Below are 22775 nucleotides of genomic sequence, written 5' to 3' on the forward strand. Positions count from 1 at the left end.
CTCGTGCGGGCCCCGCGGGCGCGCACCTCGGCGTACCGCCTTCTTCCCCCCCACCCAGCGCGCCCCGCACTCGGAGAGTGCGGGGCGCGCTGGGACGTTCTTCCGATCAGGCGTCGATGACCACCGGGATGACGACCGGACGGCGGCGCCAGTGGCGGTAGGTCCAGTTGCCAACGGCGCGGCCGACCAGCTGCTCCAGCTGGCTCGCGTCGCCGATCGCCTCGGAGGCGGCCCGGGCGAGCGCCTCCTCGATCACCGGGATGACCGGCTTGAACGTCGTGTCGTCGTGGACGAATCCACGCGCCAGGAAGTCCGGTGGCTCGGCCAGCTTGCCGGTGTGGGCGTCGACCAGCAGGACGACGGTGACGACGCCCTCCTCGCCGAGCGTGCGCCGGTCCTTCAGGTTCGCCTCGGTCACCCCACCGACGGTCATCGCGTCGACGTACACGTACCCGGCCTCGACCTTGCCGGTGATCCTCGCCCGGCCCTTGTGCAGGTCGACGACCACGCCGTCCTCGGCGATGATCACGCGATCGGCCGGTACGCCGGTACTGACCGCGAGCGCCGCGTTCGCCTTCAGGTGCCGGAACTCGCCGTGCACCGGCAGCACGTTGCGCGGCTCGACCAGGTTGTAGCAGTAGACCAGCTCGCCGGCGCTGGCGTGCCCGGACACGTGCACCTTCGCGTTGCCCTTGTGCACGACGTTCGCGCCCCAGCGGATCAGGCCGTTGATCACCGCGTAGATCGCGTTCTCGTTGCCGGGGATCAGCGAGCTGGCCATCAGCACCGTGTCGCCCTCGCCGATCCGGATCATGTGGTCGCGGTTCGCCATCCGCGACAGCGCCGCCATCGGCTCACCCTGCGACCCGGTGCAGACCAGCGTGACCTTGCGGTCCGGCAGCTGCTCGAGCTCCTTCAGGTCGACGATCAGGCCCTTCGGCACGTTCAGGTAGCCCAGGTCGCGGGCGATCCCCATGTTGCGCACCATCGAGCGCCCGACGAACGCGACCTTGCGGCCGCCCGCCTTCGCGGCGTCCAGCACCTGCTGGATCCGGTGCACGTGGCTGGCGAAGCTGGACACGATGATGCGGCCGGGCGCCGTACGGAAGACGGCGTCGATCGCCGGACCGAGGTCCTTCTCGGCGGTGGTGAAGCCCGGGACGTCGGCGTTCGTCGAGTCGGTCATGAACAGGTCGACGCCCTCCTCACCGAGCCGGGCGAACCCGCGCAGGTCGGTGAGCCGGCGGTCGAGCGGGAACTGGTCCATCTTGAAGTCGCCGGTGTGCAGGACCAGGCCGGCCTTGGTCCGGATCGCGACCGCGAGGCCGTCCGGGATCGAGTGGTTGACCGCGAGGAACTCGCACTCGAACGGCCCGAACTGCCGCTTCTCGTCCTCCTTCACCTCCACCGTCACCGGCTTGATCCGGTGCTCCTTGAGCTTGGAGGTGATGAACGCCAGCGTCAGCTTCGAGCCGACCACCGGGATGTCGCCGCGTTCCTTCAGCAGGTACGGCACCCCACCGATGTGGTCCTCGTGCCCGTGGGTGAGAACGATCGCCTCGATCTTGTCCAGGCGGTCCCGGATCCAGCCGAAATCAGGCAGGATCACGTCGACGCCGGGCTGGTGCTCCTCGGGGAACAGCACACCGCAGTCGACCACCAGCAACTTGCCCCGGTGCTCGAACACGGTCATGTTCCGGCCGATCTCACCCAGACCGCCGAGAGCGACCACGCGCAGGGCGTCGTCGGGAAGGCGGGGCGGCTGACCGAGATCGGGATGCGGATGACTCATAGCCCGGACGGTATCCGAGCCCCCCGTCACACCGTGGCACCGACCTCACTTCCACCGGTGTGACCAGCACCTCAGAACAAACTTCCGCGGGTCCGCCGGCGAGGTGGCGAAGGGTAATCCGACGTCTTCGCGGACCCGCTCGGACCGGTCAACGGCGTACCCGGTAGCGCAGGTGGAGCACCCGGTCACCCTGGATCACGTCGGGGTCCTCCAGCAGGTGCTGGGCGTCGACCGAGCCGAAGTACCGCTTACCGGAGCCGAGCACGGCCGGTACGACGTCCATCCGCACCTCGTCGACCAGCCCCGCGGCGAGCGCCTGCCCACCGACGTCGCCGGCGGCGATCTCGACGATGCGGTCACCCGCGAGCTCCTGCGCCTTGGCCACGGCCGCCTCGACCCCGTCGACGAAGTGGAACGGCGCCTCCGGGTCCCAGCCCTCGGGCGCAGGCCGGTGGGTCACGACGACCACGTGGTCGATCCCGGCCGGGGGCTTCCCGTCCCAGCCGTCGGTCAGGTCGAAGACACGGCGGCCGGCGACGGTCACCCCGATCTGGTCCCAGTACGCCCGGGTGTAGTCGTAGGAGACCTGCGACACCTTGACCACGCCGCTCTCGTCCAGCGGGACGTCGCCACTGGTCAGCCAGTCGAAGAGCGGTCCGGGCTGGTCGTTCTCGTCCGCGACGAAACCGTCCACCGACACCGAGCTGTACATGACCACCGTGCCCACGGGAGTCTCCTTCTGTTCGAGGTGGCCCGAATGTAGCGGCGCACGACCCCGTCCTTCTTGTAAGAAATCAATCGGCCGGCAGCGGCCAGCTGTCCAGCGTGTGGCCCGGGTGCTCGCGCAGGAACCGCCGCCGCACTTCGACGTACCGGGTCGGCGTGAGCCCGGTGAACGCCCGGAACTCGTGACCGAAGTGGGCCTGGTCGAAGTAGCCCGCCCGAGCGGCGACGTCGCTCCAGTCGACCGGTTCGGCCGGGTCGATCGCGAGCACGGTGGTGGTGAAGCGGTAACTGCGGGCCAGCCGCTTCGGCGTGACGCCGACGAGCTCCTTGAACCGCTGCGCCAGATGAGTCGTGCTGACACCGGCCGCCACGCTCAGGTCGCCGATCGACACCGCACCGCCGGTCGCCGCGATGACACCGCCCGTACGCCGGACAAGCTCCATCCCGGCGGTCTCACGCAGCCGTCGTACCAGCTCCTCCTCGAGCAGCGTCAGCATCTCGTGCGGTCCGCCCGCCGTCGCCAGCCGGTCGCGCAACTCGGCCACGGCCGGCCGCCCCCAAACCTGCTCGATCGTCACCGGCCGATTACACAGCTCCGCCGCAGGCATCGGCAGAAACGCCGCCGGCCCCCACGGCTTGAAGTGCACCCCGACGGACCGGGTCCGGAACGGATAACTGAACTCCACCGCGCGGGTCGGCGTCGTGAGCACGCAGCCGTCGGCGTACTCGGCCATCTCGAGCTCGGTCCCACCCCGAATCCGGAACGGTTCCCCCAGATTGACGATGAGCAACGCCGAAGGACTCGGCGGCAGCATCAGCCGGGCGTACGGCGGCGTCCCTTCCAGGTAGTAGAGATCGTCGATCACCCCGTCCAGCGGCGACCGCGGCACTCTGGACACGTACTCCATCCCCCCAGCATCGCCGACAGCCCGCCTGTGGTGCACGCCTGGATCAGTCGATCGCTCCGGATCGCAACAGAAGTTGCTACCGTCATGACTCGGGGGATCGTCAAGGAGGCCGAAGTGTTCGAGTTCTCGTGGGTTGACGCGCTCTTGGTCGCTGTCGCGATCTACCTTCTCGGCCTGCTGATCCGGCGCCTGTTCAGAGCGTTGTCGTCACGGCGCCGCCCGGTCGAAATTCGGGAATGGGACGACGCGTAGCCGAGCCGGTGTTGGGTGGAATCCATCGGCGGTGATCGCCGCCCCGGCGTCAGCGCGTGCACCACGCTCCACAGAAGTGGGCGGGTGGGCGAGTCCACGCCAACCACCGACCGGGGCTGGGCGGAATCCGTCGGCCGTGATCACCGCCCCGGGGTCAGCGCATCCACCACGTCCCGCAGCGGTGGGCGGGTGGGCGAGCCCACGCCAACCGCCAACCGGGGTTGGGCGGGAACCGTCGGCCGTGAACGCCACCACCGACAGGAGTTGGGCGAGATCGGTCAGCCGTCGACGTCGACCAAGTCCACGCCTGCAGATTGTTCGGCGACTTCTTCGACGGTGCGGGTGGGGAGGGGTGGGGGTGTGCCGTCCCAGGCGGGGCAGAAGGGTTTGTAGTCGCACCATGCGCAGAGTGGGCCGGGGCTCGGGCGCCAGTCGCCGGATTCGAGGGCTCGGGTGATGGCGTCCCACAGGGCGCCGACCTTGCGTTCGCAGGCTCGGAGGTCGGCCTCGTCGGGCTCGTACCGGACGATCTCGCCGTTGCCGAGGTACACGAGTTGGAGCATCGACGGGACGACGCCGCGCAGGCGCCACAGGACCAGTGCGTAGAACTTCATCTGGAAGAGGGCCTTCGCCTCGAAGAACTCCGACGGCGACCGGCCGGTCTTGTAGTCGACGACGCGGATCTCGCCCGTGGGCGCGACGTCCAGGCGGTCGACGTACCCACGCAGGGTCAGGCCGGAGTCGAGCTCGGTCTCGACGTACAGCTCGCGCTCGGCGGGCTCCAAGGCGTTCGGGTCCTCAAGGGTGAAGTACTTGCCGAGCAGCTTGTGCGCCTCGGCCAGCCACGCGGCAAGCTCCTCGCCCTCGGCGTCGTCGGCGAACAGCTCGGCGACCTCGGGCTCAGCTTCGAGGACGCGTTGCCACTCGGGCTCCAGCATGCCGGCGGCTTGCTCCAGCGTGCGCTGACCGCGGGGCAGGTCGTACAAACGCTCCAGTACGGCGTGCACGACCGTCCCGCGGACGGCGGCGGACGAGGGCTTCTCCGGCAGGCGGTCGACGACGCGGAAGCGGTACTTCAGCGGGCAGCTCATGAAGTCGGCCGCGCGGGAGGGGGACAGCGCACCGTTCGGGTGGCTGCCTCTGTGCACGACTGCTGCGACGCTCATGCCAAAACCCTAGGCGCTGCCACCGACATCCCGCGCGCGCACCGCGACCAGCTGTGGACAACGGGTTCACAGCAAGCTCCCAGCGGACTTTCGGCGAACCATCGGTTCCGCTCGGCACGCTGGAGACCTCAAGCGACGGCAAGGGGCACACGATGACACCGCACGAACACGACCTGGGACTGGTCCACGACCTCGGCACACTCCGCCGCCGCAACGTCCTCCGCCTGCTGGCCGGCGCCGGACTCGCCGTCGTCACCGGCTGCGCGACCGACGACAGCAGCAGCACCGGTACGACGACCACCAGCACCACCCCAACAACCAGCACCCCAACAACCAGCAGCCCGACAACCACAGCAGACTGCGTCGACGAGATCCCCGAGGAGACAGCCGGCCCCTACCCGGGCGACGGCTCCAACGGCCCCAACGTCCTCACCGAGTCCGGCATCGTCCGCAGCGACCTCACCAAGTCGTTCGGCTCCGCATCGGGCGTAGCAACCGGCGTACCGCTGACCGTCGAGCTCACCATCCAAAACGCCGACCAGTGCGCCCCGCTCGCGGGCGCCGCCGTCTACCTCTGGCACTGCGACGCCCAGGGCCGCTACTCGCTCTACTCCGACGGAGCGGAGAACGAGAACTACCTGCGCGGCGTCCAGGCCGCCGACGCCAACGGCAAGGTCACGTTCACCACGATCTTCCCCGCGGCGTACGACGGACGCTGGCCACACATCCACTTCGAGGTCTACGCATCGCTGACCGAGGCGACCGCCGCCGGCAAGATCAGCGCGACCTCCCAGCTGGCCCTGCCGGAGGACGCCTGCACCGCGGTCTACGCCACCAGCGGGTACGACGGAAGCACCCAGAACATGTCCCGGACCTCGCTCGAGAACGACAACGTGTTCCGCGACGACGGCGCCGAGCACCAGCTCGCCACGGTCAGCGGGAGCGTCGGCGCGGGCTACCGGGCCCGGCTCACCGTGGGTGTGTAGCGCGGAGTTACCGGTGGCCCAGTAGGTTTGTGCCGATGTCAGAGCCGCGTGAACCTCAGAACCCCGCCCAGCCGGCCGCGCCGCCGCCCGGTACCTGGGTGCTCGGTCGTGTCCGCGGGATCCAGCTGACCATGCGGTTCACCTGGCTGCCGGTCGCGATCCTGCTGGCGCTGGGCTTCTCGGCGATCATCGCGCAGCAGTTCCCGTACCTGTCCGGCGGCTGGCGGTACTTCGCGTCGTTCGCGTTCGTGGTCGCGTTCACGCTGTCGGTGCTGCTGCACGAGCTGGCGCACGCGCTGATGGCGTTGCGGTTCAAGATCTCGGTGACCGAGATCAACCTCGGCTTCTTCGCGGCCGGCACGCACATCGAGGGTGAGCGCAAGTCGCCGCTGGAGGAGTTCGCGATCTCGGTCGTCGGGCCGATCGCCTCGCTGCTGGTCGGCGGTCTCGCGTACGCCGGTTCGCGCGCGCTCGACGAGGGCGTCGCGTACGCCGTGGTGATGCAGCTCGCGGTGGCGAACCTGATCGTCGGGGTGACCAACCTGCTGCCCGGTCTGCCGCTGGACGGTGGCTGGGTGCTGCGGGCCGCGGTCTGGAAGGCGACCGGCAACATGCACACCGGCACGATCGTGGCGGCGTGGGCCGGCCGGATCATCGCGATCGCGGTCCTGGCCGCGCCGGTGATCCTGGAAGAGGTGTTCGACCGCGATCCGACGGTGATCGACTTCGTGATCGCGCTGGCGGTCGGGTTCTTCCTGTGGATGGGCTCGACGGCGTCGCTGATGCAGGCGCGCCTCAAGCAGAAGCTGCCCGCGCTCCAGGTCCGTTCGCTGGCCCGTCGCGCGGTCGCCGTCCATGCCAGTACGCCGATCTCCGAGGCCGTCCGGCTCGCCGCGCAGGGCCAGGCGGGTGCCGTCGTGGTCATCGACGGCGACGGCAAGCCGCACGCCCTGGTCCAGGAGGCCGCCGTCACCGCGGTCGCCCCCAACCAGCGCCCGTGGACCACGGTCGGCGAGGTCGCCACCCGGATCGGCGCGGGCCACATCATCGGCGTCAACGACACCGGCGAGGAGATCCTCGCGACCCTCCGCAAGAACCCCGCGTCGGAGTACCTCGTCCTGGACACCCAGGGCCAGGTGTACGGCGTACTGGCGACCGCGGACGTCGAACGCGCGTTCCGGAGGCGCTGAGCGGCCGCTCCGGACGGGAAAGTAAGGTAGCGGCCTTATGTCTGATCTGCGTGATTTTCCTGATGCGGCGTTTTCCGGGGTTCATCATGGGCCGTTGCAGCCGGGGGAGTGGATCACGTTGTCCGACTCCAAGGGCCGGCGGCACTCGGTGTTCCTGGAGCGTGGGAAGACGTTCCACACCACCAAGGGCGGGATCGAGCACGACGCGCTGATCGACGGTCCGGACGCGGTGACGGTCCGCTCCAAGGGCGGCGTGGAGTACCTGGCGCTGCGGCCGCTGATGGCCGACTACTCGGTGTCGATGCCGCGCGGCGCGCAGGTGATCTATCCCAAGGACACCGCGCAGATCGTGACGATGGCCGACATCTTCCCGGGCGCGAAGGTGGTCGAGGCCGGCGCCGGTTCCGGCGCGCTGACCACCGCGCTGCTGCGGGCGGTCGGGATCCACGGCGAGGTGATCTCGTTCGAGCGCCGCGAGGACTTCGCCGAGGTCGCTCGCAAGAACGTGACCGGCTTCTTCGGCGCCGAGCACCCGGCCTGGCGGCTCGAGGTCGGCGACCTGGTCGAGAAGCTCGACGAGACCGAGGTCGACCGCGTCGTACTGGACATGCTGGCCCCCTGGGAGTGCGTCGACGCCGTCGCGGGTGCCCTGGCCCCGGGCGGGGTGTTCTGCGCGTACGTCGCCACCACGACCCAGCTGAGCCGTTTCGTCGAGACGCTGCGGGCGCACGGCGAGTTCACCGAGCCGCGGGCCTGGGAGTCGCTGGTGCGCGACTGGCACGTCGAAGGACTGGCCGTCCGGCCGGGCCACCGGATGCAGGGGCACACCGCGTTCCTGGTCACCGCGCGGCGGATGGCGCCCGGCGTACAGGCCCCGATGAAGAAGCGCCGGCCGGCGCCGGGAGCCTACGGCGACGACTACTCCGGACCGCGCAGATCCGAATCGGCGCAGGACACGCCCTGACGTCGCGCCAAACTGTCCGTGCCGTGCTGTATTAAGGCGCAACAGGCTCGACCAGGCAACGGTTCTATCCGCAACCGACACGTGATGGGATTCAGCTTGCCCGGCGAGGTTTTCTGGGTAAGGTCCATAGGGTCGAGCCCCACATGGTGAGGTGATGATCGTGGCTGGAGACGAGAGTCCTACCGCGGCAGAGCTGCGTAACCAGGTCCGTTACCTGGAGGCCGAGGTCGCAGCGTTGCGGCGTCGGTTGCTGGAGCACCCGGCTGACAGCCGGTCGCTCGAGAGCAGGCTGTCCGAAACCCAGGCGTCCTTGGCGAGCGTGACCGCGCAGAACGAGCGGTTGGCGGACACGCTGCGCGAGGCCCGAGAGAAGATCATCGCTTTGAAGGAGGAGGTCGACCGGCTGGCGCAACCGCCGTCCGGTTTCGGGACCTTCCTCGGCCGCAACGACGACGACACGCTGGACGTGTTCACCGGAGGCCGCAAGCTCCGGGTCGCGGCGAGCCCGTCAGTCGACCTGGACGCGCTCAAGCTCGGCCAGGAACTGATGCTGAACGAGGCGCTGAACGTGGTCGAGGCCTGCGACTTCGAGGTCGTCGGCGACGTGGTGATGCTGAAGGAGCTGCTGGCCGACGGCGAGCGGGCGCTGGTGATCGCGCAGGCCGACGAGGAACGCATCGTCCGGCTCGCGTCGCCGCTGCTCGACCAGCCGCTGCGCGCCGGCGACTCGTTGCTGCTGGAGCCGCGCTCCGGCTATGTGTACGAGAAGATCCCGAAGTCCGAGGTCGAGGAGCTGGTGCTCGAAGAGGTCCCGGACATCGACTACACGCAGATCGGTGGCCTGTTCGGCCAGATCGAGCAGATCCGGGACGCGGTCGAGATGCCGTACCTGCACAAGGACCTGTTCCTGGAGCACGAGCTGAAGCCGCCGAAGGGTGTCCTGCTGTACGGGCCGCCCGGCTGCGGCAAGACGCTGATCGCCAAGGCGGTCGCGAACTCGCTGGCCAAGAAGGTGGCCGAGCGGACCGGTGTCGAGGGCAGGTCGTTCTTCCTCAACATCAAGGGTCCCGAGCTGCTGAACAAGTACGTCGGCGAGACCGAGCGGCACATCCGCCTGGTCTTCCAGCGGGCTCGTGAGAAGGCCTCCGAGGGCATGCCCGTCATCGTGTTCTTCGACGAGATGGACTCGCTGTTCCGGACCCGTGGGTCGGGGGTGTCCTCCGACGTGGAGAACACGATCGTCCCGCAGTTGCTGAGCGAGATCGACGGCGTCGAGGGCCTGGAGAACGTGCTGGTCATCGGAGCGTCGAACCGCGAGGACATGATCGACCCGGCGATCCTGCGGCCGGGCCGGCTGGACGTGAAGATCAAGATCGAGCGTCCGGACGCCGAGGCGGCGCGGGACATCTTCTCGAAGTACCTGACCACCACGCTGCCGCTGCACCCCGAGGACCTGAGCGAGTTCGGCGGGGACCGGGGCGAGTGCGTGAGCGGGATGATCCAGCGCACCGTCGAGCGGATGTACACCGAGGCCGACGAGAACCGGTTCCTCGAGGTCACCTACGCCAACGGTGACAAGGAGGTCCTGTACTTCAAGGACTTCAACTCCGGCGCGATGATCCAGAACATCGTCGACCGGGCCAAGAAGATGGCCATCAAGGCGTTCCTCGACGACCAGCAGAAGGGTCTGCGGGTGCAGCACCTGCTGCAGGCCTGTGTCGACGAGTTCAAGGAGAACGAGGACCTGCCGAACACGACCAACCCGGACGACTGGGCCCGGATCTCCGGCAAGAAGGGCGAGCGGATCGTCTACATCCGCACGCTCATCTCCGGCAAGCAGGGCACCGAGCCGGGCCGGTCGATCGACACGGCGACCAACACGGGGCAGTACCTGTAGCACGCAGGACCGTTCACCGCCCCGATGCCGCCGGCGTCGGGGCGGTGGTGCGTCTGGTGCGGATTTCGCTGGTACGACCGGCACCGGTCTTACCATGATCCGTATGGCGACGGATGACATCCGGAAGGATCTGCGGGCGGCGGCCGCCGCGCGACAGGAACTCGGGCCGGAGTACGAAGACGCGATCATCGACAGCTTCCTGGAACGGCTGGACGCCCGCCACGCCCAGTTGCGCGGCGGTTTCCCCGAACCGGTCCGGCAACCACCACCGCCTGAGCACCCCAGCCGCGAGCGCGACCCGGGCGGCCTGGCGCTGGCCATCGTGTCGCTGGGGGTCGCGATCCCGATCACGGCGGTCTCCGCCCAGTTGCTCGGCTTCCCCGGACTCGTGGTGAGCTGGGCCGGCATGGTCGCCATCAACTTCGCCCGCGTCCTGGGCCGCCGCCGCTAGCTCAGCACCCGCCTGCACGTCGGCGATGACGTCCGGGGTGATCGCCGCGGGCAAGGGTGCTGGCACCACCTCGGTCCCTGGTTGTCGCAAAGGGGTCGGCCGGGGTTTCCCCCGATTCCCGGGCGGGGCCGGTCGCCGTACGGTCGGCGTATGGCGACGGACGAGATGCGCAAGGACCTGCGGGCTGCGGTGGCCGCGCGGCAGGACCTGGGGGCGGAGTACGAACCCGAGATCATCGAGGGGTTCCTGGACAAGCTCGACCAGCAGGCCGTCGCCCGGTACGGGCAGGCGCCGCAGCCGGTTCAGCCGCGGCCCGCTCCCACCAAGGGCGAGAACGATCCCGGCGGGCTCGCCCTGGCGATCGTCTCGGTGGTCGCCGGGATCCCGATCACCGCGATCGCGGCCAACCAGGAGGGCACGATCGCGGTCATCATCTGCTGGGGCGGGCTGGTCGGGGTGAACCTCGCGCGAGCGGTTGGTCGCTTCGTCAATCGCTGACTCGTACGGCGTCCGCGAAGCCCCGCCGCTCCGGAGGAGGACGGGCTCGGTGTTGACTACTTGGAAGGGCAGCCGGGCGAGTGCCACGGCGCACGTGCCCGGAGCGCCGCGACGCACGCGCTCGGCGGGCGCCGCGGGGCTGTGGGTCAGGGGTTGATCGGGACTGGTTTGCCGGCTGCGTCGTACGCGCGGTACTGCTGGTGGAGGTCGCTCTTGCCGTCCGGGGTGGGCTGGTACTGGCCGGGCGGGATGAGCGCGGTGCTGTGTGTGTAGGCGAACCCACCGGCGACAGCGCCCTGGGTCCACTTGCCCTGGCCCTTGGCCCAGACGAAGCGGGACTCGATCCGGGCGATTCGCGGGTCGACCCGGAGGATGTTCTCGTAGCTCGCGGAGGCCGGCTTGCGGTCCCCGGTGCCGCCGACGTCTCCCATGCCGCTGAGGATGACCGCCGGATTGCCCGGCGACGTCTGCTTCTTCCACTCCGTGTCGTGAACAGCCGCGCCGGCGCTGCCGGCGAAGCAGGTGAAGATGCCCAGGTCGTACGTTCCGCCGGGCTGGCCGGGTGTGCTCTTCGTCAGCACCACCACGCCGGACGCGGGTCCGGTGCCGCCTGGGATGGCGACCCGACGACTCCAGAGTGCGTCGACCCGCTGGGCGCCGGGCAGCTTGCAGGCGTTGGCGGCGCGGGCGGCCTCGGCCGGACTGACCGGGCCCAGGTCGACCTTCGGGAGCCAGGCCGCCCTGGGCGCCGTCGGCGTACTGGCGGACGGCGTGGAGGCGGGCGTGGACGGTCCGGCGGCCGGCTGGACTCCTGACCCGTCGAACTGGCTGCCGATCACGAGCGTCCCGGCGACGACGGCGCCGACGGCCGCGACGGCGATCGCCGGAGCTGCCCAGCGGCGCTGACCTGTGCTGCGGGGCATGGGGTCGACGGCCGTCATGACGCGGCGGCGCAGGCCGTCGCGCTGCGACGGGCTCAGCGGCGGCACGTGCGGGGGATCGAGCTTGGTGGTCATCACAACTCCTCGGTGAGGGCGACCCGGGACAGCAGGTCGGGGAAACGGCGGCGGGTGCGGTGGAGGCGAGCCTTGACGGTGCCTTCGGGAACTCCGAGGGCCGCGGCGGTCTCGGCGATGGTGAGGCCGGCCCAGACCACGAGCTCGAGCGTCTCTTGCTCGTGCCGGGGGAGCTTGGCCAGCGCCCGGCGTACGGCGGACATCTGGCGCTCGTCGTCGAGCCGCTTGGCGACAGCGGCCGCGTGGTCCGGCTGGTTCGACGGCTCGGGCAGCCGTTCGACCAGGCCGCGCAACCGGCGGGCCGTGCGGTGCAGCGTCCGGCATTCGTTCGCCGCGACGACCAGCAGCCAGCCACGGGCCGACGGCGCCGTCAGCGGGCCTGGTGGGTTCCGCTCGAACCGTCGCCAGGTGCTGAGGAACGTCGTCTGCACGACGTCCTCGGCCGCCGCCCACGACGCCGTACGCCGGAAAGCGAACGCGTGCACGTCGTCGGCGTACCGGTCGAACAGGAGGCCGAGCGCCTCCCGGTCGCCGTCGCGCAGCCGGTCCCAGAGCACGCTGTCCCCAGGTGGCCCGGCAGCCATCGGGTACTCCGTCTCGTCGATCACGATGATGTTCACACCGGGTAATGACCGCCCGGCCCCGAAAAGGTTGCCTACAGCGTCCGCAGGTAGTCGCCGAGCAGCGCGGACGAGTCGGGGACGAAGATCCAGGCCGGATCGTCGAGGCGAGCGATCAGCTCAGGCAGCGGCATCCAGGCTCCCCACTCGACCTCCTCCGGCTGGTGCCGGACCGGTCCGTCCCAGCGGCACGCGTAGAGGTAGGCGTGGTAGTCGGTGGACTCGTCGGCGTAGTCGCCCTCGGGCAGCTTCTCCAGCGGTACGCCGCTGATCCCGAGCTCCTCGGCCAGCTCGCGCACCACCGCGTCGTACGGGTGCTCGCCGGCCGCGATCACCCCGCCGGCCATGAAGTCGTAGTGCGCGGGGAAGACGTCCTTGGTCGGCGTCCGGCGGTGGACGTACACGTCACCGGCCGAGTTGCGCACCAGTACGCCGGTCGCCGAGTGCCGCAGGTTGTCGCGCCGCATCACCGACCGCGGCGCGGAGCCGCAGACCACGCCGTCGGCGTCCACCAGGGCCACGAGTTCGTCCATGCCCGCAGTCTCACACGGAGCCGGTGTAGTCCAGTTCGTGGATCCACTCGTCCCGCGGCTGCCGGTGCAGCGCCCAGTACTCCTCGGCGATGGCGTCCGGGTCGAACGCCGTACCGGGTGCCACCGAGCCGTAGACGGTCACCGTGGCGGCGTGGAGACCGCCTGCGCCGTACGTCTGGTCCAGCAGGCTCACGAGCGCCCTGACGCCGGCCTTGCCGAGCGAGAGGCTCACGTAGTCCGGCTTGGTCTCGGGCATGCCGCCGGTGATCAGGAACGAGCCACCACCGTTCGTGATCATGGCCGGCGCGAGATGGGCGGCCGCGGTGATCGCGCCGCCGACGTTGACCGCCCAGGCGTCCTGGTGTTCGCGCAGGGTCAGGTCGCCGATCCGGTCCGCGGCGATCTTCGCCGCGTTGTAGACCACCACGTCAGGCGTCCCGTGCTCGGCGACGGCCTTGTCCAGCGCGGACGTCAACGCGGCCTCGTCGGTACTGTCGGCGGCCAGCGCCAGCGTTCCTTCCACGTCAACCAGCCGCCGGGAGATCAACGCCACCGGCAGTCTTTCCCGCGCGAACCGGCGCCCGACCGCCTGCCCGATCCCCGGCCCCGCACCGATCACCACAACGCCCGGCATGTCTGCTCCCTCGACCGTGTTGTCATCTGTCATCAGGACCGTAGGCCGTGACACCGGTGTGAAGGTCAAGACGAGAGAGGCCCAGATGCTGATCGGTGAACTGTCGAGCCGGACCGGCGTGAGCCGCAGGATGATCCGGTACTACGAACAGCAGGGCCTGCTCGAGTCGGCCCGCGGCACCAACGGCTACCGCCAGTACGACGACCAGGCGCCGGCCGTCGTCGGCCACATCAAGAACCTGCTGGCCGCGGGCCTTCCGACCGCGACGATCGCCGGGCTGTTGCAGTGCGTGCACGGCGATCCGGCCCGGCCGGTCCTGTCCGGCTGCCCTGGCATGGTGGACGGTCTGCAGGCCGAGCGGGCTCGCGTCGCCGCCGAGATCAGCCGGCTGAACACGTCCCAGGAAGTGCTCGACATCCTGCTGGAAGCGGCCGTCCACGGACCTCGGTGACGCGGGCACCGGCTCGTACGGCGGCTTTGGTCGGCCGGACCGCGTAGGCTCGTGAACATGAGTGTGCGGCGGATCATGGGGACCGAGACCGAGTTCGGGATCTCGGTGCCCGGCCAGCCCGGGGCCAACCCGATGCTGACCTCGAGCCAGGTGGTGAACGGCTACGCGCAGACGCAGCCGTTGGCGCGCAAGACCCGGTGGGACTTCGACGAGGAGCACCCGCTGCGGGACGCGCGCGGCTTCGACCTGAGCCGGGAGGTGGCCGACTCCAGCCAGCTCACCGACGAGGAGACCGGCCTGGCCAACGTCATCCTCACCAACGGCGCCCGGCTGTACGTCGACCACGCCCACCCGGAGTACTCCGCGCCGGAGTGCACGAACCCGCGCGACGTCGTGGTGTGGGACAAGGCCGGCGAGCTGGTGATCATGGAGGGCGCGCGGCAGGCCCGCCAGATCCCGGGGGCGCCGCCGCTGAACCTGTACAAGAACAACACCGACAACAAGGGCGCGTCGTACGGGTCGCACGAGAACTACCTGATGCGCCGGTCGACGCCGTTCGCGTCGATCGTGCGGCACCTGACGCCGTTCTTCGTGAGCCGTCAGGTGGTCACCGGCGCGGGGCGCGTCGGGATCGGCCAGGACGGCGCCGGGCACGGCTTCCAGATCAGCCAGCGGGCCGACTACTTCGAGGTCGAGGTCGGCCTGGAGACGACGCTCAAGCGGCCGATCATCAACACCCGCGACGAGCCGCACGCGAACCCGGACCGGTACCGGCGGCTGCACGTGATCATCGGCGACGCGAACCTGTCCGAGATCTCGACGTACCTGAAGGTCGGGACGACGTCGCTGGTGCTGTCGATGATCGAGGACGGCTGGCTGACCGACGACCTGAGCGTCGACCGGCCGGTGACCGCGCTGCACGAGATCAGCCACGACCCGACCTGCACGCACCTGATGACGCTCAAGGACGGCCGCAAGCTGACCGCCGTCCAACTGCAGACGGAGTACCTGGAGCAGGCCCGCAAGTACGTCGAGGACAAGTACGGCGACGACGCGGACCGGCAGACCAAGGACGTGCTGCACCGCTGGGAGCAGGTCCTCGACCAGCTCGCGATCGACCCGATGCTGCTGGCCGACCAGCTCGACTGGGTCGCCAAGCTCAAGCTCCTGCAGTCGTACCGCGACCGCGACGACCTGGCCTGGGACGACTCCAAGCTGGCGCTGGTCGACCTGCAGTACGCCGACCTGCGCCCGGACAAGGGGCTGTACTTCAAGCTCGTCAAGGCCGGCCGGATGCAACGGATCGTCACCGACGAGGAGATCCGGATGGCCGTCTCGCACCCGCCGACGGACACCCGCGCCTACTTCCGCGGCCGCTGCATGCAGCAGTACGCCGGGCAGGTCGCGGCCGCGTCCTGGGACTCGGTGATCTTCGATCTTCCGGGGCGTGAATCGCTGCAGCGGATCCCGACCCTGGATCCGTTGCGGGGCACGAAAGCGCACGTCGGAGCGCTTCTCGACCAGTGCGACACCGCGAGTGACCTGGTTCGCACCATTACTGGGGGCGCAGCCGGGTAGGGTCTTGCCAAAGAAAGCGCACAGCGGAGGGTCGGTTGGGCGGCCGCCGCAGGCGGCGTTCTAGGAGGTGTGCCATGGCGAAAGACGGCGGTGGGCAGCAGCACAAGCAGCCCAAGCGTTCGACCACCGAGGAAGAGGTCGAGCAGGTCGAGGCGTCGGAGGACGTCGCCGAGCGCAAGGAACGGCTCGACGAGGACGTCGACTCGATCCTCGACGAGATCGACGAGGTGCTCGAGGAGAACGCGGAGGAGTTCGTCCGCGGCTTCGTGCAAAAGGGTGGGGAGTGAACCGCTAGATGACATTCGATGCCTCCGGCCGGTTGCCGGAAGCCTTCCTGACCCCAGGTGGCTCGTCGTTCATGGACTTCCTGGCCGGGCACGCGCCCGACCTCCTGCCCGGACGGCGGTCCCTGGGGACAGGTGACCTGTCCAAAGACGTCCCGCACGGTACGACGATCGTCGCGGCCACCTTCGACGGTGGTGTCGTGATGGCCGGCGACCGGCGCGCCACGATGGGCAACATCATCGCCCAGCGTGACATCGAGAAGGTGTTCCCCGCCGACGAGTACTCGTGCGTCGGGATCGCCGGCTCGGCGGGCCTCGCGATCGAGATGGTGCGGCTGTTCCAGGTCGAGCTCGAGCACTACGAGAAGCTCGAGGGCACCACGCTGTCGCTCGACGGCAAGGCGAACCGGCTCAGCGCGCTGATCCGGGGCAACCTGCCGATGGCGATGCAGGGCCTCGCGGTCGTGCCGCTGTTCGCGGGCTTCGACCACGACCTGTCCGGTGGCCGGATCTTCTCCTACGACCCGACCGGTGGGCGGTACGAGGAGCAGGCCTTCCACAGCGTCGGCTCGGGCTCGCTGTTCGCCCGCGGCTCGCTGAAGAAGCTCTACCGGGAGGGGATGACGGCGACCGAGTGCGTCACGGCGACCATCCAGGCGCTGTACGACGCGGCCGACGACGACTCCGCGACCGGTGGGCCGGACATGGCCCGGCGGATCTTCCCGGTGATCGGCGTGGTCACGGCCGACGGCTACCAGCGGCTGCCCGAGGCGGAGGTCGGCGAGATCGTCGACACCGTGGTCGGCGCGCGGCTGCAGCGTCCCGACGGCCCCGCCGCCCCGCTCTCCTGAGCCCGGTCTCCCCAGTAGAGGATCACGATGAGCACTCCTTTCTACGTCTCACCCGAGCAGCTGATGCGGGACCGGGCGGACTTCGCCCGGAAGGGCATCGCCAAGGGCCGCAGCGCGATCGCGCTGCAGTACGCCGACGGCATCCTGTTCGTGGCCGAGAACCGGTCGCCCGCCCTGCACAAGGTGGCCGAGATCTACGACCGGATGGCCTTCGCGGCCGTCGGGCGGTACAACGAGTTCGAGAACCTGCGGATCGCCGGCGTGCGCCTGGCCGACATGCGCGGGTACTCCTACGACCGTCGCGACGTCACCGGCCGTGCCCTGGCCAACGCGTACGCGCAGACGCTCGGCGCGATCTTCTCCTCCGGTGGTGAGAAGCCGCTCGAGGTCGAGATCCTGGTCGCCGAGGTCGGCAGTACGTCCGCCGAGGACCAGATCTACCGGCTCACCTACGACGGCTCGATCGCCGACGTGCGGGGGTACGCCGTGATGGGCGGCCCGGCCGAGCAGGTCGCCGAGTACGTCGGGGAGCACTACTCCGACGGCATCTCGCTGGCCGGCGCGCTACGGCTCGCCGTGGACGCGCTCGGGCACGACTCCAGCGACGTCCGCCAGCTGGAGCCGGACCAGATCGAGGTCGCCATCCTCGACCGGACCCGCACGCAGGTCCGCAAGTTCAAGCGCATCTCGGAAGAGACCCTGGCCCGGATCCTGTCGGAGTCGCGACCCGACACCGCACCGTCCGAGCCGTCGGCCCACACCGAGGGCGCCGAGCCGGTCAACGGCGGCTCGTACGAGAGCAGCAGCACGGACGACGCCGGCGATGACGACGCTCCGATCGCCCCGCCGGAGGACCCGGAAGACAACAAGCCGCTGTGACGGACGAGAACCTGATGCCGTCCGCCCCCACTCCGGGGGTGGACGGCATTGTTCGCCCTGGCGACCCGAAACCCTGGGAACTGCTGGGCGAGAAGAACGTCTACGACGGATTCCTGACCGTGAACCTTCGGCGGTACCGGTTGCCCGACGGGCGGGAGGCCGACTGGGACGTGTTCGGTCCTCGGCAGACCGCGGGCGTGGCCGGCGGGATCACCGTGCTGCCGTTGACGCCCGACGGGCGGATCGTTGCCATCCGCCTCTTCCGGGCCGGCCCGGACCAGGTCGTCACGAACCTGCCCGGCGGGTTGATCGACCCAGGCGAGGACCCGGTCGACGCCGGCCGCCGTGAGCTGCAGGAGGAGACCGGCTACACCTGCGGCTCGATCGAGGTGGTCGGCTGGATGTGGTCCGCCGCCTCCTCGACGTACCCGAAGTTCGTCGCCGTCGCCCGCGACTGCCGCCCGACCAGCGCGCAGGCACTCGACGACTTCGAGGACATCGTCCCGATCGAGCTCACCGTCGACGAACTCCGCCGCGAACTCCGCACCCCCGGCGCAATGACCGGCACCGACGCCGCATACCTCGCCCTGGACCACGCCGGCCTGCTCTGAGCCTCGTGGGCCTGTGGACAACTCGGCGCCCCTCGTCCGCGTCGCTTGTACCCTCAACACGGAAGGAACAGGGGGCGGCGGCGGGCATGAGCAGGGACGCCGGGCGGCTAAAAGGTTTGCGAGCGCGCGGAGATGCGCACAGGATGACGGGCGTGCTGACCACTCACTGGCCCTTGCGGAATCTCCGGCTGACGACCGACCGGCTCGTCCTGCGTCCTCCGACCGACGAGGAGCTGTCGGACATCGCCGACGTCGCCGCCGCCGGGATCAGCCGGCCGGGGGAGCACCCCTTCCTGAGGGCGTGGCCCGACGAGCCGGCCGCGCGGGCGCGGGGTGTGGTGCAGCAGCACTGGACCCACCTCGGATCGTGGACCCCGGACGAGTGGGACCTGGAGCTCGGTGTCTTCCGCGACGGCATGCCGCTGGGTCTGGTCGGCTTGATGGGCAGCGAGTTCCGGGTGCTGCGTGAGGTGAAGACCTGGTCGTGGCTCGGCTTGGCGCATCAGCGACAGGGGTACGGCACGGAGGCGCGGAGCGCGCTGCTGCACCTGGCCTTCGAGGGGCTGGACGCCGTGGCGGCGCGCACGGAGGTGTTCGAGGACAACTCCGGTTCCCAGGGCGTCTCCCGCAAACTCGGCTACCGGCCGGACGGGATCTCGCGCGATGTCCTGAACGGCGAGCCCATCGTGTCGGACCGGCTGCGGCTGACCCGCGAGGACTGGTTCGCCGTCGAGCGCCCCAAGGTCGAGATCGCCGGGCTCGACGAGTGCCGGGACTGGTTCGTCGACCCGAGCTGAGGGCCACCGAAGGACCCGGTGGTAGAGCAGGCTGCACCCCGAAGCCGGGTTCTGGCTGGACTGTGCCCGCGGCCCGATCTTTCTAGCGTGAGAGACGTCCTGGTACGTCTCGCACGGTTCGGAAGGTTGGTCACATGTTCAAGGCACGCAGAGGGCGCGACAAGCAGGCCGGCGGTACCGCCGTGCTGGTCGCGGACGCCCCGGCGGACTCGGCCACGCTGGACTCGGTCACGCCGGCGGACACGGTCACGCCGGCGGACTCGGCCACGCTGGACGCGGTCACGCCGGCGGTCGCCCCGGCGGACGCGGTCACGTCGGCGGGCGCCCCGGCGTACGCGGTCACGTCGGCGGTCGCCCCGGCGGACGCGGTCACGCCGGACGCCCCGGCGTACGCGGTCACGCTGGACTCGGTGACGAAGACCTACCAGACCGGGACGACTCGGGTGCAGGCGCTTGACGGCGTCTCGCTCGGCCTGCGGCGGGGGAGTTTCACGGCGGTGATGGGACCGTCGGGCTCGGGCAAGAGCACGTTCCTGCACTGCGCCGCCGGGCTCGACCAGCCGACGTCCGGCACCGTCTGGCTCGGCGACACCGAGCTGACCCGGCTCGACGAGAAGCAGTTGACCGTGCAGCGCCGGACCCGGATCGGGTTCGTCTTCCAGGCCTACAACCTGATCCCGTCGCTGTCGGTCCGCGACAACCTCACCTTGCCGCTGCGCTTCTCCGGCGTACCGGTGGACGAGGCGTGGCTGGCCCAGGTCGTGCGGGAGGTCGGCCTGACCGACCGGCTCACGCATCGGCCCAGCGAGCTGTCCGGTGGTCAGCAGCAACGGGTCGCGATCGCACGGGCGCTGATCACCCGGCCGGAGGCGGTGTTCGCCGACGAGCCGACCGGAGCACTCGACTCGCGGACCGGCAAGCAGGTGCTGCAGCTGATGCGTTCCTTGGTCGACTCGCTCGGCCAGACGATCCTGATGGTGACGCACGACCCGATCGCCGCGTCGTGGGCCGACCGGGTCGTCTTCCTGGCCGACGGCAGGCTGGCCGGCGAGCTCACCGAGCCGACCGCCGACACCGTCGCCGCGCACCTGACCCACCTCGGGGAGTGGTGATCGTGTTCGCCTTCGCCTGGAGCACGGTCAAGTCCCGCCGGTCCGGTTTCGCCGGTGCCTTCATCGCCCTGTTCTGCGGTGCCGCGCTGCTGTCCGCGTGCGGCTTCCTGCTGCAGTCCGGTCTGCTGGCCGGCATCAGCCCCGAGCGGTACGCCGGCGCGTCGGTGGTCGTCGCGGCCGACCAGAAGCTCGCCGTCGCCGAATCGCCCGACAGCGACTTCGGCGACCACGTCCCGTTGGACGCGAACCGGCTCGCCGAGATCGCGGCCGTCCCCGGCGTCGCCCGGGCCGTGCCGGACTACTCGTTCCGTCTCACCCTCGCCGGCAAGTCCGGCGCGCTGGTCCGCGGCGAGGAGGGCGGTACGCCGTCCGGCCACGGCCGCAGTTCCGTTGCCCTCGGCCCCTTGTTCGTCCGGGACGGCGCGCTGCCCACCGGCCGGTACGACGTCGCGCTCGACCGCGACGCCGCGGCGGCCGGCGGCTACGCGATCGGTGACCAGGTCAGACTCGCGGTGGGGTCGCGGCCGGCGTCGTACCGGCTGACCGGCATCGTCGACCCGCCGAGCGGATCCTTCCGGGAGCCGGTGGTCCTGTTCACCGACGAGGTGGCCAGGCAACTGTCCGGCAAACCCAGCCAGCTGTACGCCGTCGGTGTGCTGGCCGCGCCGGGAGTCGACCGGGCGGACCTGGCCGACGCGATCGAGCAGCGCCTGGGCGACTCGGTGACCACGGCGACCGGCGACGACCGGGGCAAGCTGGAGTTCCAGGACTCCTCGGCCGCTTCCGGCCTGCTGATGGCGGTGGCGGGCTCGTTCGGTGGCATCGCGGCGATCGTCGCGATGTTCGTGGTGGCCGGCACGCTCGGGTTGTCGATCCAGCAGCGGCGGCGTGAGTTCGCGCTGCTCCGTGCGGTCGCCGCGACACCGCGACAGGTGCACCGGATGATCGGCGCCGAGATCCTGATCGTGTCGCTCGCCGCCTCGGTGCCTGGCGCGGTGCTCGGCTACGCGCTCGTGTGGTTGCTGCGCGCGGCCTTTGTCCGGATCGGCGTGATCCCGGCCGACTACGGCCTGTCGCTGCTGCCCGTCCCGATCGTGGTCGCGGTGCTGCTGTCGGTCCTGACGGCCCGGCTGGCCGGCTGGATGTCGGCTCGCCGCGCGGTCAAGATCCGCCCGGTCGAGGCGCTGGGGGAGTCGAGCGTCGAGACGCCGCAGCTCGGTCCGGTCCGGACCCTGATCGGGCTCGTCCTGCTGGGCGGCGGCCTGGTGATGTGCGCGGTTCCGGTGTTCGTCGCCGGTGAGGTCGGCACGATCGTCGCGGCGACCTCGTCGCTTGTCCTGGTGATCGCCGTGGCGCTGCTCGGGCCGCGGATCGTGCAGGGCGCACTCACGCTCGTCGGTCCGGTCCTGCGGCGTTCCGGCGGTGCGTCGGGCTACCTGGCCGCGGCCAATCTCACCCAGAACTCGCGGCGGGTGGCCGGCGCCGTCGTACCGCTCGTGCTGGCGATCACGATCATGGTGGTCCAGGTCTCGGTCGGTGCCGCGCAGGTGAAGGAGGCCGGCCGGCAGGCCGACCAGGGCGTGGTGGCCGATCTCGTCGTGGCCGGCGCGGGGGCGGGACTCTCGCCCGGCCTGGTCGACGAGATCCGCGCGGTGCCCGGCGTACAGACCGCGACGGCGGTGACCAGAGGGCCCGCGACGATCAGGTACACCGACCTCGGTGACGATGCGGCGCAGTCCGTGCTGGGCTTCCCTGCGCAGGGCGTGGACGCGACGAATCTGGCGAGCACGCTCGACCTGGACGTTCGTCACGGCGACCTCGGGCGGCTCGAGGGGCCGGGGACCGTCGCGCTGAGCGAGTCTGCGGCGCAGCAGACCCGGACCGGGCTGGGGCGCCAGGTCGAGCTGTTCCTCGGGGACGGTACGCGGCTGACACCTGAGGTCGTGGCGATCTACCACAACGGCATGGGCTTCGGTGATGTGACCTTGCCGCGCGACGTACTGCTCGATCACCTGTCCACACGGCTGGACGACTCGGTGCTCGTCCGCGCCGGATCCGGCGTCGACGCGGGCGCGCTGGCTTCGGCCCTCACCCAGCGGTTCGCGGGTGACGTCGGGGTGGTGCTCGCGGATCGCCGGACGATGGCGGAGGCCCAGCAGGCCGGCCTGGACCTCAACCGGTGGACGAATCTGATCCTGCTCGCCGCGCTCTTCGGGTACGTCGCGATCAACGTCGCCAACAGCCTGGTGATGAGTACGACGGCCCGGCGGCGTGAGTTCGCGCTGCTCCGGCTGGTCGGCCTCGGCCGGCGGCAGGTCCGCCGGATGATGCTGGTCGAGGCGGCCGTGGTGATCGGTGTCGCGCTCGTGGTCAGTGCGGTGCTGTGTCTGCCGCCGATGGTGGGCGTCACGGTCGGGCTGAGCGAGGGGGCGAAGGTGATCCCGGCGTTCTCGCCGGTCACCACCGCGCTCACCGCGGGTGGAGTGGTGCTGCTCGGGCTGCTCTCGATCATGCTGCCCACGCGTCGGGTGCTACGCCATCGACCGGTGGACGCCATCGGCCTCCGCGACTGATCGGCC

General features: G+C 70.2%; 24 protein-coding genes. 16 read left to right on the plus strand and 8 right to left on the minus strand.

Annotation, left to right across the window (positions count from 1 at the left end):
• Positions 1-106 precede the first annotated feature (106 nt).
• The 3 genes from HDA39_RS08490 to HDA39_RS08500 all read right to left on the minus strand — a co-directional run bounded on the left by HDA39_RS08490 (position 107) and on the right by HDA39_RS08500 (position 3426).
• Positions 107-1792: a ribonuclease J gene (locus HDA39_RS08490; protein WP_184794681.1), complete on the minus strand. Its 1686-nt coding sequence runs from the start codon at positions 1790-1792 to the stop codon at positions 107-109.
• 148 nt (positions 1793-1940) lie between these two features.
• On the minus strand, positions 1941-2519 hold the full coding sequence (locus tag HDA39_RS08495; RefSeq protein WP_184794682.1) for a dihydrofolate reductase family protein: 579 nt from the start codon (positions 2517-2519) through the stop codon (positions 1941-1943).
• A gap of 67 nt (positions 2520-2586) precedes the next feature.
• Positions 2587-3426, minus strand: coding sequence for a helix-turn-helix domain-containing protein (locus tag HDA39_RS08500; RefSeq protein ID WP_184794683.1), 840 nt, complete (start codon positions 3424-3426; stop codon positions 2587-2589).
• Positions 3427-3540: 114 nt separating this feature from the next.
• On the opposite strand from HDA39_RS08500, the gene HDA39_RS08505 reads away from it, so the two are divergent.
• Positions 3541-3678, plus strand: a complete 138-nt coding sequence (locus HDA39_RS08505; protein WP_184794684.1) for a hypothetical protein — start codon at positions 3541-3543, stop codon at positions 3676-3678.
• Positions 3679-3956: 278 nt separating this feature from the next.
• Here HDA39_RS08505 and HDA39_RS08510 read toward each other — a convergent pair whose 3' ends face one another.
• Positions 3957-4844, minus strand: a complete 888-nt coding sequence (locus HDA39_RS08510; RefSeq protein ID WP_184794685.1) for a RecB family exonuclease — start codon at positions 4842-4844, stop codon at positions 3957-3959.
• Between the two features lie 152 nt (positions 4845-4996).
• Between HDA39_RS08510 and HDA39_RS08515 the strand changes: the two genes are divergently transcribed.
• The 6 genes from HDA39_RS08515 (at position 4997) to HDA39_RS08540 (ending at position 10830) form a co-directional block, all read left to right on the plus strand.
• Entirely contained in the window at positions 4997-5830 is an 834-nt protein-coding gene (locus tag HDA39_RS08515; protein ID WP_184794686.1) for an intradiol ring-cleavage dioxygenase, read from the plus strand.
• Positions 5831-5865: 35 nt separating this feature from the next.
• A complete protein-coding gene (locus HDA39_RS08520) occupies positions 5866-7020 on the plus strand; it encodes a site-2 protease family protein (RefSeq protein WP_238356008.1) in 1155 nt (384 codons plus the stop codon).
• A 37-nt stretch (positions 7021-7057) separates the two neighbouring features.
• On the plus strand, positions 7058-7984 hold the full coding sequence (locus HDA39_RS08525) for a tRNA (adenine-N1)-methyltransferase (RefSeq protein ID WP_184794687.1): 927 nt from the start codon (positions 7058-7060) through the stop codon (positions 7982-7984).
• A 154-nt stretch (positions 7985-8138) separates the two neighbouring features.
• A complete protein-coding gene (arc, locus tag HDA39_RS08530; RefSeq protein ID WP_184794688.1) occupies positions 8139-9881 on the plus strand; it encodes a proteasome ATPase in 1743 nt (580 codons plus the stop codon).
• 103 nt (positions 9882-9984) lie between these two features.
• Positions 9985-10332 (plus strand): hypothetical protein, encoded by a 348-nt coding sequence (locus HDA39_RS08535; RefSeq protein WP_184794689.1) that lies wholly within the window; start codon positions 9985-9987, stop codon positions 10330-10332.
• 150 nt (positions 10333-10482) lie between these two features.
• Entirely contained in the window at positions 10483-10830 is a 348-nt protein-coding gene (locus HDA39_RS08540) for a hypothetical protein (protein WP_184794690.1), read from the plus strand.
• 146 nt (positions 10831-10976) lie between these two features.
• Here HDA39_RS08540 and HDA39_RS08545 read toward each other — a convergent pair whose 3' ends face one another.
• From HDA39_RS08545 to HDA39_RS08560, 4 genes are read right to left on the minus strand one after another with little or no spacing between them, the layout of a single operon-like run.
• Entirely contained in the window at positions 10977-11846 is an 870-nt protein-coding gene (locus HDA39_RS08545; protein WP_184794691.1) for a hypothetical protein, read from the minus strand.
• Entirely contained in the window at positions 11846-12466 is a 621-nt protein-coding gene (locus HDA39_RS08550; RefSeq protein ID WP_337925678.1) for an RNA polymerase sigma factor, read from the minus strand. Before HDA39_RS08550 ends, HDA39_RS08545 begins: the two co-directional genes overlap by 1 nt.
• Before the next feature lie 35 nt (positions 12467-12501).
• Positions 12502-12999 carry an NUDIX hydrolase gene (locus HDA39_RS08555; RefSeq protein ID WP_184794692.1) on the minus strand — a complete coding sequence of 166 codons (498 nt, stop codon included), beginning with the start codon at positions 12997-12999 and terminating at the stop codon, positions 12502-12504.
• A gap of 10 nt (positions 13000-13009) precedes the next feature.
• Complete coding sequence (locus HDA39_RS08560) at positions 13010-13666, minus strand: SDR family NAD(P)-dependent oxidoreductase (RefSeq protein WP_238356009.1); 657 nt, start codon at positions 13664-13666, stop codon at positions 13010-13012.
• 52 nt (positions 13667-13718) lie between these two features.
• Between HDA39_RS08560 and HDA39_RS08565 the strand changes: the two genes are divergently transcribed.
• From HDA39_RS08565 to HDA39_RS42185, 9 genes are all read left to right on the plus strand, one after another.
• Positions 13719-14084 carry a MerR family transcriptional regulator gene (locus tag HDA39_RS08565; protein WP_184794693.1) on the plus strand — a complete coding sequence of 122 codons (366 nt, stop codon included), beginning with the start codon at positions 13719-13721 and terminating at the stop codon, positions 14082-14084.
• 57 nt (positions 14085-14141) lie between these two features.
• Positions 14142-15662, plus strand: coding sequence for a depupylase/deamidase Dop (gene dop / locus HDA39_RS08570; protein WP_184794694.1), 1521 nt, complete (start codon positions 14142-14144; stop codon positions 15660-15662).
• Between the two features lie 74 nt (positions 15663-15736).
• Positions 15737-15949, plus strand: a complete 213-nt coding sequence (locus tag HDA39_RS08575; protein ID WP_184794695.1) for a ubiquitin-like protein Pup — start codon at positions 15737-15739, stop codon at positions 15947-15949.
• 8 nt (positions 15950-15957) lie between these two features.
• On the plus strand, positions 15958-16797 hold the full coding sequence (gene prcB, locus HDA39_RS08580; RefSeq protein ID WP_184794696.1) for a proteasome subunit beta: 840 nt from the start codon (positions 15958-15960) through the stop codon (positions 16795-16797).
• A gap of 27 nt (positions 16798-16824) precedes the next feature.
• Positions 16825-17676, plus strand: coding sequence for a proteasome subunit alpha (gene prcA / locus HDA39_RS08585; RefSeq protein WP_184794697.1), 852 nt, complete (start codon positions 16825-16827; stop codon positions 17674-17676).
• Positions 17673-18287 (plus strand): NUDIX domain-containing protein, encoded by a 615-nt coding sequence (locus HDA39_RS08590; RefSeq protein WP_184794698.1) that lies wholly within the window; start codon positions 17673-17675, stop codon positions 18285-18287. The genes prcA and HDA39_RS08590 overlap by 4 nt, the downstream gene beginning before the upstream one ends.
• A gap of 152 nt (positions 18288-18439) precedes the next feature.
• Positions 18440-19084 (plus strand): GNAT family N-acetyltransferase, encoded by a 645-nt coding sequence (locus HDA39_RS08595; protein WP_184794699.1) that lies wholly within the window; start codon positions 18440-18442, stop codon positions 19082-19084.
• A gap of 401 nt (positions 19085-19485) precedes the next feature.
• The gene (locus HDA39_RS08600) at positions 19486-20196 is read left to right on the plus strand and encodes an ABC transporter ATP-binding protein (RefSeq protein WP_184805741.1); all 711 of its coding nucleotides are present in this window, start codon (positions 19486-19488) and stop codon (positions 20194-20196) included.
• Positions 20193-22769 carry an FtsX-like permease family protein gene (locus HDA39_RS42185; protein WP_184794700.1) on the plus strand — a complete coding sequence of 859 codons (2577 nt, stop codon included), beginning with the start codon at positions 20193-20195 and terminating at the stop codon, positions 22767-22769. The genes HDA39_RS08600 and HDA39_RS42185 overlap by 4 nt, the downstream gene beginning before the upstream one ends.
• The last annotated feature ends 6 nt before the right edge of the window (positions 22770-22775 follow it).

The organism is Kribbella italica (assembly GCF_014205135.1).
Classification (GTDB): domain Bacteria; phylum Actinomycetota; class Actinomycetes; order Propionibacteriales; family Kribbellaceae; genus Kribbella; species Kribbella italica.